Raw genomic sequence first — 12,804 nt, 5'->3', positions numbered from 1 at the left:
TGAGGTTTACCATTTTTTATAGGTCAATCAGACGCACAGAAAGAATATCGCTTACTTCAGTTAACGTTTGGACAATTTCATCTTCAAGGTGCTTGTCAAAAGAAAGCATCATGATGGCTTCGCCGCCTTTTTCTTTACGGCCTACTTGCATTGTCGCAATGTTCACATCGTGGTCGCCTAAAATCTTTCCAACTTGACCGATCACACCAGGTGCGTCAGTATGCTGAATATAGACAAGGTGCCCATCTGGGTAAAAGTCAATATTGAAACCATTAATAGAAACGACACGTTCACCTAGATGCGGGATATACGTTGCTTTTAATGTAAAGGTGGAAAGGTCACCTTTGACTTCAATGGAAATGCTGTTCTCATAGCCAGATTCGCTTGAAGAAATTTTCTCGCTAAAGCTAATGCCGCGTTCTTTTGCCACCATACCTGCATTGACTTCATTTACAGTCGAATCGACACGCTCTTTCAAAAAGCCAGAAAGCAGACTTTTTGTAATAAATGATGTTTCGAGTTTTGCGATAGATCCTTCATATGAAATGCTGACTTCTTTTACAGGTTCTCTCATCGATTGAGAAACAAGACGTCCAAGTTTTCCCGCAAATTGATGATAAGGCTGGATTTTTTTGAACTCGTCTTTTGTCATCGCTGGTAGATTAATAGATGACATGACCGGGAGTCCTTTTGCAAATTGAAGAACTTCTTCAGAGACTTGTGCCGCCACATTTAATTGTGCTTCTTTTGTAGATGCACCAAGATGCGGAGTGGCAATGACGTTTGGATGATCCACAAGTGGATTCTCAGTAGGTGGTTCTACTTCAAATACATCGAGTGCAGCCCCTGCGACATGACCATTTTCAAGTGCTTCAAGAAGGTCTCGTTCGTCAATGATGCCGCCGCGTGCACAGTTCACTAGACGAACACCTTTTTTCGTTTTTGCGATTGTTTCTTTATTGAGAAGTCCTCTAGTTTCTTTTGTTAAAGGTGTATGTACCGTAATAATATCTGATACTTCAAGCACTTCATCAAGTGATTTTGCATTGACACCAATTTTTTCGGCACGTTCTTTTGTGAGGAAAGGGTCAAATACGTTGACCGTCATGCCAAATGCTCTTGCACGCTGGGCGATTTCACTTCCAATTCTGCCTAAGCCAACAATCCCAAGAGATTTTCCGTAAAGCTCAGCACCAACATATGCGCCTCTGTTCCATTCTTTTGATTTCACAGAAATATTCGCTTGAGGAATATGACGCATGAGAGATGAGATCATCGCAAACGTATGCTCTGCCGTTGAAATCGTATTCCCATTTGGTGCATTGATGACAATCACACCGTGTTTTGTCGCTTCATCAATGTCAATGTTGTCGACTCCCACACCGGCACGGCCAACGATTTTTAATGAAGTCATTTTTTCATAAAGTTCTTTTGTCACTTTTGTGGCACTTCTGACAAGTAAGGCATCAAACGTGTGTAATTCATCTTCTGCTTCTGTTACATTTTTTTGAACAATTTCAACAAAATCTGATTCTAATAGTGGTAAAAGACCATCATTGCTCATCTTATCTGAGACTAATACTCGAAACATCGTAAGATTTCCTCCTAAAATAAACGTCATAAATATCTGATAATTTACCATATTCCTTTTCACTGTGTCAATCAAATTAAAGCAGTAAAGCGAAAAAGAAAACACGAACATTTTTTAGTGTCTTGATCAAGAATGGACACCTTTAAACAAAAGATAACCAATTTTTACGCATTTGTCATTATAAATTTTAGGTTTTTTACGATTTCTTAAAACTGATGAATTTGCTCAGGATTTTTATCTGTACAAATGCTCATATATCATATATAATGATGTCGAATTGAATAATGATCAATCTTCGGGGCAGGGTGTAATTCCCTACCGGCGGTGATGAGGCATAGTCTCTAAGCCCGCGAGCCTTTTTTGGCAGGATTCGGTGTGATTCCGAAGCCGACAGTATAGTCTGGATGGGAGAAGATGGAGGTTCGTAAACGTTGAAAACATGTCTGTTTATACGTTTATTTGTGTAGCCTAAATTTCCCGCTCCTGTGTATGTATTCAGAGCGGTTTTTTTGTGGCTAAAATTGAACAATCCTCTTTTCGAAAGATTTGATCGAAAAGGAGAGAGAATATTGAATCAAAGTAAAGTAAAACGTTTAGTTGTCATCAGCATGCTTAGCAGTATCGCATTTGTATTAATGTTATTGAATTTCCCTTTCCCTGGGCTTCCTGGGTATTTAAAAATTGATTTTAGTGACATTCCTGCGATTATTGCGATTTTAATTTATGGGCCAGGTGCTGGGATTGCTGTTGAAGCTTTAAAGAATCTATTGCACTACCTCATTCATGGTAGCATGTCCGGTGTTCCTGTGGATCAAGTAGCGAATTTTACAGCAGGTGTACTATTCATCTTACCGGTGGCTTTTATTTTTAAAAAGATTAAATCAGCAAGAGGGTTAGCGTGGTCCATGATTCTCGGAACATTACTCATGACAGTCATGATGAGCATCTTAAACTATTTCTTGTTCCTTCCTGCTTATACATGGTTTTTGAATGCACCCGTCCTGTCAGATCATGTGCTAAAGGCAACCATTACAGCAGGGATCTTGCCTTTTAACCTGATTAAAGGAATCATCATCACCATCGTCTTTAGTTTCATTTTTGTCAAAATGCGTCCATGGTTTGAAAATAAACGCCGACTTCAAAATAGTTAATATAAAAAAAGCCCCTTTTAAAGGGGCTTTTATCCTATTCATGCTTAAGTGGATCACCATCGAAAGTTTCGTCCGCAACTTTAATTGAGTCAGTTGGGCAACCTTCAAATGCATCAAGCATATCTTCTTCAAGTACTTCTGGAACTTCTACAGTCCCCTGATTGTCATCAAGCGTGACAAATGCAATGCCTTCATCATCATAATCATAAATGTCTGGAGCAGCTGCACCGCATGCGCCGCAAGCAATACATGTGTCTTTGTCTACAATTGTATATTTTGCCATGTTAAAAAAATACCTCCCAGATTGTTCGATGGAACAAATGGTTTAACCTTTTTAGTTTCACCGATAAAAAACCAATTTCCTCAAACCTTATTGTAATGATTTTAAATTCACATTTCAACTGTAAAGTGATTGAGAATGCTTATCACATAAGGGTTTGTTCATAACTTTCCCCCATTAATTGAGTTTAAACATTTCTTCTTCAATGAAATCTGTTAAAATAAAGGGAGAAAATATTCGAATTTTGTCAGGAAGACAGGTGCTTTGGTCAATGACGATTCATTACTTGGATGTCATGTTGATGGACAGCGTACATAAATTGAACGGCGAACGCTCCATTAGTGCTGTCTACCATCTCTTTAAAGGAAAAAAATCATCTCAAACGATACAGGATGCAAGTTTGTTTCAGCTCTCTAGCTACTTCGGCTGCTATCCAGCTTTTACGAGGGATCAGCTGAACCGCTCTGTAAAAAGGCTGCTAGAGCAACACTTTATCAGAAATACAGAGGATACATTCATTGCCACAGATGAAGGAATAAGTATGCTAAGTCAGCGTTTTGCTGAAAAACCGATGCCAGTTTATTTTGATGGTGCCAAGTATCATGATAAAGCAAAAATATTATGGATGAGGCTGTCTTTACTTGTGCAGGTCCTTTCACATCATGCAGCGCGGTCACAACACTATGTGCCGATTCAAAGAGATATATCGGTTCAAAACTGGACGAAATCCTTCTTCTCGCAATATCATCAGAAGAAAAAGCTTTCTGAAGATATCCATCATGAGCTTGAAACACTTCTGGCTCATTTAACTGATCAAGAGGCACTGCTTTTTGTTTATTCATTGACTTCCAATGAAAGAATCGGACGGACGTACCAGCAAATGGCGGAATGGATGAAAGAAGATGTATGGTATGTTTACTTGCTTTTTTGGAATGTGCTCCATTATTTTATTCAATGTGCGAAAAAAGGTGAGGCACCGATCATTCAGCGAATGATAGATGATCTTCAATTCAAACGTGTGCTGACCACCTCTACTCATAAAACGCTTGAGCTTGTACAAAAAGGGTTCAGTATTGATCAAATTGCTCATATTCGTTCACTAAAAAAAGCGACAATTGAAGATCATATTGTGGAGCTCTCGATACATGAGCCGAGCTTCTCGATCGAACCATATGTCAGCAGTGAAGCTCAAAAGGCGATACATGAGGTAGCCGGTCAGCTCCAAACCAACAAGATGAAGCTGATCAAAGAAAGTCTCGAGCATTCATTTACTTATTTTCAAATACGATTGGCATTGACAAGGATGGTGAAAGCAAGTGGATAAGCTTCATCAGACGCTGATGCGATACTTTGGTTATGATGCCTTCAAAACAGGTCAGGAGGACATTATTCGAAGTGTACTTCAACAAAAAGATACGGTTGCCATGCTTCCTACTGGTGGCGGGAAGTCACTTTGTTATCAAATTCCGGGCTATTTGACAGACGGGTTAGTGCTGATCATTTCACCTCTTTTATCACTCATGGAAGATCAAGTGGAACGCATGAAAATGCGCGGTGAAAAGCGAGTAGCTGCGCTTAACAGTACACTGTCTTTTCAAGAAAGAAGACATATTATTCGGCATTTGCCATCATATAAATTTTTATTTGTCGCACCTGAGGCGCTTATGTCAGAGGCATTGTTAGAGCAGCTCAAAGCGATGCATGTGGGTCTATTCGTTGTAGATGAAGCTCACTGTATATCGGAATGGGGACATGATTTCCGCCCGGAATACTCCAAGCTTGGGGAATGGAGGGAAGCGCTCGGCAATCCTGTCGCCTTAGCACTAACGGCAACTGCAACGAAACAAACCTTAAAAGATACTGTGCAAACGTTGCGGCTAGAGCATCCAGATGTTCATATTCATTCAGTCAACCGGCCGAATATTGCACTATTAAAAGAGGCGCATGAAACGAAAGAAGCAAAAGAGAAACGAGCACTGGAGCTTGTGGAAACCCTTCAAGGGCCTGGGCTGATTTATTGTCCGACCCGGCAAATGACAGAAGATATCTCACGTTTGGTGAAACAAAAAACGCATCAACGTGTAGAGTTTTATCATGGCGGAATGGAGTCAGGGGACCGCATGCTGATCCAGCAGCAATTTATCAGTGGTCAAATTGATCTCATTTGCTGTACAAGTGCTTTTGGAATGGGAATTGATAAAGCAAATATACGCTTTGTGATTCATATGAGTCCGCCTCAGTCAATTGAAGCATTTATGCAGGAAATTGGAAGAGCTGGACGGGACGGGAAAAATAGTGTGAGCGTTCTTTTATATACAGAAGAGGATGCGGATATTCAAAGTCATTTGATTCAAGCAGAAGGTTTTGATGATCCAGAAATTGATTTTTTCTTAGCCCGATTATCACACATGCCGATAAATGATGAAAAGAAATTACGTGAACAATTGATGGAAGCAGGGCTTCAGGAGACGCGCGCGCGAATGCTCTCGCATTATTACACGATGTACCAAACTGAACAGCCTCGTTTGCTCATGAAGAAGCTGAAAGAAAAGCTGCAGGATAGACAAACAGAAAAGTTAAAAAAAGTGTGGCAGTTTAAAGAGCATATCACTGGCCATCGCTGCTTTAGGCAATCTCTGTTATCATACTTTGATGAGCAGCTTGATCTAACGGAGGACGCTTCCTTTGGGAACTGCTGCTCTTCATGCGGACTTGACCTGTCTGATTACGAAAAAAAAGATCAACCATTGGAGCTGAATGAAATGAAACACTGGAAGACCGAGCTGAATCGTCTGTTTCACCTGACAAAAGAGGCGCAGCATTGATTGAACAACATCGCCGTATTATTGAAAAATTAACCGATCGACAAGTAGTAGAACAGTTGTATTTCACACAGCTGCTCATGCTGATTGTCTCTTTTTTACTAGGGATGTTTATGTTTGATCATTGGACTGATTTTACAGCCTTATGGCAGATCCGAGATATGCGTATCCTGACTTACGGAATTGGCGGCGCTTTGCTTGTGATTATTGTCGACGCTATTGTCATGAAGGTGTTTCCGGCTCATATGTATGATGATGGCGGATTAAATGAAAAAATGTTCAAAAACCGCAGCATCCTGCATATTGTTTGGTTAACGCTGCTCATTGCCTTTTCAGAAGAAATTTTATTTCGCGGGATCGTTCAGCAGCAATTTGGACTGGAGATTGCAAGCATTGTGTTTGCACTTCTTCACTTTCGCTATTTGTCAAAAATACTCTTGTTTATCCTTGTGGTTTCTATTAGTATTTTTTTAGGACTTTTATACGAGTGGACAGGAAATTTATTCGTTCCTGTCATGACACACTTTGTCATTGACCTAGTCTTTGCATGTCAAATTCGTTTTAAATATTGGGGGAGGGATGAACATGGAAGAAATGTCGAGAATGAAGAGAAAAAAGCAGCAGCTGACAAACATCCATGATGATGATGTAGAGAAAAATTTTGAAGAAGAAAAAGTGCATCCTTCAGATGACTCTCACTTTCCTACACGAGAAGATTTTCATGAATATAAAAAGCAGCGAACCAAAAAGGTGCGTAATCCATTGTTTACGACACTGGCTATTATCTTTCCTATTATTGTCGTCACGGTTTTCTTCCTGTTGATTTATTACACATCAAAGGAAATTAACGATAACAACAATCAAGGTGTTTATATTGATAAAACATCGAGTGCTGACACAGATCCAGTCCCGTCAGCACTTGTTGACACAAAAAATGATTCAAGCGCTGACAAAGCGGATGCGTCTGATGATGAGAAGAAAAAGAAAGATGCTGATAAAGAAAAGCAGCGTTCAAAAGAAAAAGCAGAGCAAAAGAAAAAAGAACAAGCCGCTAAAGAGAAGGCTGAGCGTGAAAAGGCCGAAGCTGCAAAAAAGCGTGAGCAGCAACAGCTCGCTCTTCAAAAACAGCAAGAAGAAAAAAAGCGAAAAGAAGCAGAAGAGAAGAAGAAGCAGGAAGAAAAGCCTGTTCGTGTCGTGCAGCATACTGTTGGACCAGAGGAAAACTTGTATCGAATTTCCATGAAGTATTATCAAAACCGATCAGGGGAAGAGAAAATTCGAGCTTACAATCATTTAAAAGGAAATAGCGTGTACAGCGGGCAAGTATTGAATATCCCATTAGAAAATTAATATTTGACATGAATGAATCGCAAAGCACATACATATGTAGAAAAAAGGGACAAGGGTGTATGTGATGACTTTGCACGCAATCAGCCGCTATATGGATCAGCCGACACAGAAAATGATTGAAACATTGATCAAAAGGAAACGCAAATACGAGGGATTTGCAAAACAATGCAAAAGGTGGCAATGGACAGCCCTTTTATCACTTGCGATTCTTCTGTTTTATTTTGTGATAACAGCTAATAGCGGGGGCTCCCTGCAGCCGGAAGCGATGATTGCCACATTGCTTGGCCGTGAGGTGTTTCTGTTTTGGATCATGGCTGAAGTGTTTGCTTTTTACGCATCGTATTATTATAAGAAAAAAGAAGAAAAGGCTGAGGATGAATATCATAAGCTCAGATGTGAAATTATACAGAAAAGCACAGATTTATGGCCTCAATCAAATCAGTGGAAAGAGCGCGAGGCCGTTTTTCACTTCATGCAGACGCAATATGACATCAACCTCTATTATGAAAGTAAATAAATGAGCAAAAGACGTTTAAACAGTTGAAACGTCTTTTTTCATTCAAGCGTCCTATAAAAGAAAGCTGATACAAGGGAGTCATTCATAATGAAATATGCCATCGGATTTACTGCTGCCATAGCGGCTGTGACAACAGGTGTGTGTGTAACAGCGAAAATGGTGAAAACGGCAAAACAAAACAACATCAAAAAGCATTACTTTACAATAGAAGGACTTCAGTCAGATCGACCTGCAGTCATTTTCTTTATTTCTGATACCCATCGCCGTCTAATTAGTGATACTTTATTAGCGGAAGTGGAAGAGCAGCAGCCTGATGTCATTATGATTGGCGGGGACTTAGCTGAAAAGGGAGTCCCTTATGCTAGAGTCGAAGAAAATGTGAAACGTTTAGCAAGGATTGCCCCGGTGTACTTTGTGTGGGGGAATAACGACCATGAGCTGCATCAGCAAAAACTCAAAGACCTCCTCCATACCTATCAGGTGACGACATTGCAAAATGAGATGGCTGTGTGGGATTTTGAAGGACAGCCCATTAAAATAGGCGGAATCGATGATATCCGGCTTGAAAAAGCAGATTATGAAGCGATACGGCCGGAGTTTGTCAAAGAAGACGTGAATATCCTTTTATCACACAACCCAGATGTGCATCACTTGATGAGTGAAGAAGAGGGAATTGATCTCGTTTTGAGCGGTCATACCCATGGGGGTCAAATTCGTATTGGGAAATTTGGTCCGTATGAAAAAGGAAGAACAGGCCAAGTCAAAGGTGCTTTCTTTCTGATTAGTAATGGTTACGGAACAACAAAGATCCCGATGCGTCTTGGAGCAGAACCAGAAACCCATCTGATCTATTTAATGCCGCTAAAAACGCGCTAAGTTGATGCCCCATCAATATTTTCCATAAAAGTCACCGTAAGCATAGCTTCATGCTTGTCTTCCGTCTTGACACAGTGTAAACTGAATACAAAATTAAGAACCTATGACTCATCATCTCATATACTACAGTATGATGTGTGTTAGAAGAGGCAGGAGGGAACGTTATGCGGCTAGAGCGTCTGAATTATAATAAAATCAAAATTTTTCTCACACTAGATGATCTGACAGACCGAGGTCTTACGAAAGAAGACCTTTGGAAAGATTCGTTCAAAGTTCATCAGCTGTTTAAAGACATGATGAACGAAGCGAATCAGGAGCTCGGTTTTGAAGCGAATGGACCGATTGCTGTTGAAGTATTTTCTCTTCAGGCGCAGGGGATGGTCGTCATTGTGACAAAGAGTCAGCAGGAAGATGCTGATGATGAGTTTGATGAAGATTACATTGAGATGCAAGTCAAGCTCGACGAGAGCAAGCATGTGCTCTATCAATTTGCCTCGTTTGAAGATGTGATTCAACTGTCCCATAGTTTAAGTCGTATTGGACTTTTAGGGGGTACAGTTTACCATTATGAAGGTCAATATTTTCTCAGCCTAGATGATTTCGAAGAACTGTCTGCAGATACGGTCATTTCTATTTTAGCGGAGTTCGGTTCTCCGACGACATTAACCATTCACCGGTTAAAAGAATACGGAAAAGTGATCATGCAGGAAGATGCAGTGAAAACGATTCAACTGTATTTTTAATCACTTTTTTCTATTATATTTAATACTGTTGTGATGAAACAACAGTATTTTTTTATATCCATTTTTATATTTATAAACGCTGATATTTTATTTTGATAAAAAACGCTTTTTACCTTTGCTTTACCAGTACGAAGGTGTATACTATTGCTTGAAAGGGAGCAGTAGATCATGAAAGATTTCTAGGGGGTTTATTTTAATGGCAGCCGATCAAAACGCCGCTCATAACGCAGAAGATAAGCTAGATGTTTTAAAGTCAACTCAAACCGTCATACATAAAGCGCTTGATAAATTGGGCTATCCGCAAGAAGTGTATGAATTGCTGAAGGAGCCAATTCGCCTATTAACGGTCAAAATTCCAGTACGTATGGATGATGGATCGGTGAAAATTTTCACTGGTTATCGTGCGCAGCATAATGATGCTGTCGGTCCAACAAAAGGCGGAATTCGATTCCACCCGAACGTTACTGAAAAAGAAGTAAAAGCGCTTTCAATTTGGATGAGTTTAAAATGTGGTATTGTGGATCTTCCTTATGGCGGAGGAAAAGGCGGTATTATCTGTGATCCAAGAGAAATGTCATTTAGGGAGCTTGAAAAACTAAGCCGCGGATATGTTCGCGCAATTAGTCAAATCGTTGGACCAACAAAAGATGTTCCAGCGCCAGATGTGTTTACAAACTCTCAAATCATGGCATGGATGATGGATGAGTATTCTAGAATTGATGAATTTAACTCGCCAGGATTTATTACAGGAAAACCAATTGTTCTTGGAGGCTCACATGGACGTGATACTGCAACGGCAAAAGGTGTAACGATCTGTATTAAAGAAGCGGCGAAGAAAAAAGGAATTGACATCAATGGGGCTCGTGTTGTCGTTCAGGGATTCGGAAATGCAGGAAGTTACTTGGCTAAATTTATGTATGATGCCGGAGCGAAAATTGTAGGAATTTCAGATGCTTACGGCGGTTTGTATGATGAAGATGGTCTCGATATTGACTACTTGCTTGACCGACGTGACAGCTTTGGAACCGTCACTAAATTATTTAATGATACAATTACAAACCAAGAGCTGCTTGAGCTAGATTGTGATATCTTAGTACCTGCAGCCATTGAAAATCAAATTACAGAAGATAATGCGGCGAACATTAAAGCCAAAATTGTCGTAGAAGCAGCAAATGGACCAACGACATTGGAAGGGACAAAAATTCTTTCAGATCGTGGTGTACTGCTTGTTCCAGACGTACTTGCAAGTGCGGGTGGAGTGACTGTTTCTTACTTTGAATGGGTTCAGAATAACCAAGGGTTCTACTGGACAGAAGAAGAAGTAGAAACTCGTTTAGAAGATATGATGGTGAAATCATTTAATAATATTTATGAAATGGCGCAAAACCGCCGTATTGATATGCGACTAGCAGCATATATGGTCGGTGTACGTAAAATGGCTGAAGCTTCTCGATTCAGAGGCTGGATTTAAGCGACTTATTTGCATCGCGCCTTAAAATCTCCTATCCTTAAATAGGAGATTTTTTTATGGAATCATGCAAAGAATCAAACAGCCCAGCAATTGTTATTGCAGTGAAACGACAGGAGTGGAACAAATGAAACAAGAAAAAGCGATCATAATAGGAGGCGGCCCGTGCGGTCTATCAGCTGCCATTGCATTCAAGCAAATTGGGATTGATGCACTTGTGATTGAAAAGGGCAATGTGGTCAACAGTATTTATCATTACCCTACACACCAAACCTTCTTCAGTACAAGTGAAAAGCTTGAGATCGGTGACGTCGCTTTTATCACTGAAAATCGGAAACCCGTTCGTATTCAGGCGCTTTCCTATTACCGAGAGGTGGTCAGACGAAAAAGCCTTCGTGTGAATGCTTTTGAAAAGGTAAACGCTGTGACGAAAAAAGATGGCCGTTTTACGGTAAATACATCAAAAGACGACTATACATGTGACTATGTTGTGATTGCGACTGGCTACTATGATCATCCTAACTATATGAATGTAAAAGGGGAAGACCTTCCTCATGTGTATCATTATTTTAAAGAAGGACACCCCTACTTTGATAAAGATGTGACGGTGATCGGCGGGAAGAACTCTAGTGTTGATGCTGCCCTGGAACTTGTGAAATGCGGAAGCAGGGTGACGGTTTTATATAGAGGAACTGAATATTCATCCAGCATCAAACCTTGGATTTTACCAGAGTTTGAAGCGCTTGTTCGAAATGGCACCATTCGAATGGAGTTCGGTGCAGAGGTGAAGGAAATCACAGAACAGGATATTGTCTTTACAAACCAGCAGGGTCAAACGGATCGAGTGAAAAGTGATTATGTGTTTGCGATGACAGGTTATCATCCTGATCACTCATTTTTAGAAAAAATGGGTGTAACAATCGATCCAGAATCAGGTCGCCCAGCATTTGATGAACAAACAATGGAAACAAATGTAGAAGGTATTTTCATTGCAGGGGTCATTGCAGCTGGTAACAACGCCAACGAAATTTTCATTGAAAATGGAAGATTTCATGGCGGGTTAATTGCAGAAGAAATCAACAAAAGAATCAACGGGTAAAAAAAGAACTGGGTCCTTCTAAGGGATTCAGTTCTTTTTTGTGCAAATTGGGATTATATAGAAGATTATTTTTGGGAAAATGGGCTCGAGTCATATAAAAAAGGGGTGATTCGTGGTACGATAATAAAGGATAATGTAGGGAAAGAGGTCTGATTATGATCGCAATCATTTCAGCAGGTTTAGCTCCCGGCATCGCACTTTTAAGTTATTTTTATTTGAAAGATCAATACGACAATGAGCCGGTTCATATGGTCATCAGATCTTTTATGCTAGGTGTCATACTTGTGTTTCCAACCATGTTTATTCAGTATGTCCTCCAAGAGGAAAATATCGCTACGAATCCTATCGTGATTTCATTTGTGACATCGGGATTTTTAGAAGAATCATTAAAGTGGTTTATTTTAATGGTCAGTGTCTATGCGCACGTACAGTTTGATGAACACTATGACGGGATTGTCTATGGAACAAGTGTCTCGCTTGGATTTGCGACACTTGAAAATATTTTGTACTTAGTGGGTCATGGGGTAGAGTACGCGTTTACACGTGCCTTGCTGCCTGTATCAAGCCACGCTTTATTTGGTGTGGTGATGGGATTTTATATAGGTAAAGCTCGCTTCTCTGATAAAAAAGAGCAGCGAAAATGGCTGATTCTCTCTTTAATACTTCCTATCCTTTTTCATGGCTTATATGATTTCATTCTTCTTGGCATGAAAAATTGGGGATATATTATGTTGCCGTTCATGATTTTTTTATGGTGGTTTGGTCTGCGGAAAGCCAAAAAAGCCCGTGCGGTGAAGATGGTACAAATTTAAATTGGAAAACGTCCTATACGTCTTTAGGGCGTTTTTTGTCTTTTCCATCCAATTCCCTCCTGTGATGAATGTATAAAAATAGGGATCGGAAGAAA

13 protein-coding genes and 1 riboswitch are annotated in these 12,804 nt (G+C 40.1%); of the genes, 11 read left to right on the top strand and 2 right to left on the bottom strand.

All coding sequences use genetic code 11. The annotated features are described in order from the left end of the window. Positions 1-16 precede the first annotated feature (16 nt). Entirely contained in the window at positions 17-1,591 is a 1,575-nt protein-coding gene (gene serA, locus MHI20_RS04375; RefSeq protein WP_017359773.1) for a phosphoglycerate dehydrogenase, read from the bottom strand. 287 nt (positions 1,592-1,878) lie between these two features. Beyond that, a riboswitch (FMN riboswitch) is annotated at positions 1,879-2,011 on the top strand. Positions 2,012-2,160: 149 nt separating this feature from the next. Here serA and MHI20_RS04370 point away from each other — a divergent pair. Then, positions 2,161-2,742 (top strand): ECF transporter S component, encoded by a 582-nt coding sequence (locus tag MHI20_RS04370; RefSeq protein WP_008344490.1) that lies wholly within the window; start codon positions 2,161-2,163, stop codon positions 2,740-2,742. Positions 2,743-2,776: 34 nt separating this feature from the next. Here MHI20_RS04370 and MHI20_RS04365 read toward each other — a convergent pair whose 3' ends face one another. After that, the gene (locus MHI20_RS04365; protein ID WP_008344492.1) at positions 2,777-3,025 is read right to left on the bottom strand and encodes a ferredoxin; all 249 of its coding nucleotides are present in this window, start codon (positions 3,023-3,025) and stop codon (positions 2,777-2,779) included. 268 nt (positions 3,026-3,293) lie between these two features. Between MHI20_RS04365 and MHI20_RS04360 the strand changes: the two genes are divergently transcribed. The 10 genes from MHI20_RS04360 (at position 3,294) to prsW (ending at position 12,709) form a co-directional block, all read left to right on the top strand. Next, entirely contained in the window at positions 3,294-4,346 is a 1,053-nt protein-coding gene (locus tag MHI20_RS04360; RefSeq protein WP_125590257.1) for a helix-turn-helix domain-containing protein, read from the top strand. After that, on the top strand, positions 4,339-5,847 hold the full coding sequence (locus MHI20_RS04355) for a RecQ family ATP-dependent DNA helicase (protein WP_340936905.1): 1,509 nt from the start codon (positions 4,339-4,341) through the stop codon (positions 5,845-5,847). The genes MHI20_RS04360 and MHI20_RS04355 overlap by 8 nt, the downstream gene beginning before the upstream one ends. Continuing rightward, positions 5,844-6,485, top strand: a complete 642-nt coding sequence (locus tag MHI20_RS04350; RefSeq protein ID WP_017359770.1) for a CPBP family intramembrane glutamic endopeptidase — start codon at positions 5,844-5,846, stop codon at positions 6,483-6,485. The genes MHI20_RS04355 and MHI20_RS04350 overlap by 4 nt, the downstream gene beginning before the upstream one ends. After that, a complete protein-coding gene (locus MHI20_RS04345; protein ID WP_340936902.1) occupies positions 6,430-7,194 on the top strand; it encodes a LysM peptidoglycan-binding domain-containing protein in 765 nt (254 codons plus the stop codon). The genes MHI20_RS04350 and MHI20_RS04345 overlap by 56 nt, the downstream gene beginning before the upstream one ends. A 64-nt stretch (positions 7,195-7,258) precedes the next feature. Beyond that, positions 7,259-7,711: a DUF2663 family protein gene (locus MHI20_RS04340; RefSeq protein ID WP_335364298.1), complete on the top strand. Its 453-nt coding sequence runs from the start codon at positions 7,259-7,261 to the stop codon at positions 7,709-7,711. A gap of 87 nt (positions 7,712-7,798) precedes the next feature. Continuing rightward, on the top strand, positions 7,799-8,587 hold the full coding sequence (locus MHI20_RS04335; RefSeq protein ID WP_335364297.1) for a metallophosphoesterase: 789 nt from the start codon (positions 7,799-7,801) through the stop codon (positions 8,585-8,587). Between the two features lie 164 nt (positions 8,588-8,751). Then, complete coding sequence (locus MHI20_RS04330; protein WP_007500984.1) at positions 8,752-9,330, top strand: genetic competence negative regulator; 579 nt, start codon at positions 8,752-8,754, stop codon at positions 9,328-9,330. Between the two features lie 196 nt (positions 9,331-9,526). Beyond that, entirely contained in the window at positions 9,527-10,801 is a 1,275-nt protein-coding gene (locus MHI20_RS04325; protein ID WP_007500982.1) for a Glu/Leu/Phe/Val family dehydrogenase, read from the top strand. A 124-nt stretch (positions 10,802-10,925) separates the two neighbouring features. Next, a complete protein-coding gene (locus tag MHI20_RS04320) occupies positions 10,926-11,897 on the top strand; it encodes a YpdA family putative bacillithiol disulfide reductase (protein ID WP_024718498.1) in 972 nt (323 codons plus the stop codon). A gap of 155 nt (positions 11,898-12,052) precedes the next feature. Next, positions 12,053-12,709 (top strand): glutamic-type intramembrane protease PrsW, encoded by a 657-nt coding sequence (gene prsW / locus MHI20_RS04315; protein WP_008344507.1) that lies wholly within the window; start codon positions 12,053-12,055, stop codon positions 12,707-12,709. Positions 12,710-12,804 lie beyond the last annotated feature (95 nt).

Source organism: Bacillus sp. FSL K6-1106, from assembly GCF_038005245.1.
GTDB lineage: Bacteria > Bacillota > Bacilli > Bacillales > Bacillaceae > Bacillus > Bacillus altitudinis.
The sequence above is the reverse complement of the archived record's forward strand: the minus strand, read 5'-3'. Positions and strand labels throughout refer to the sequence as shown.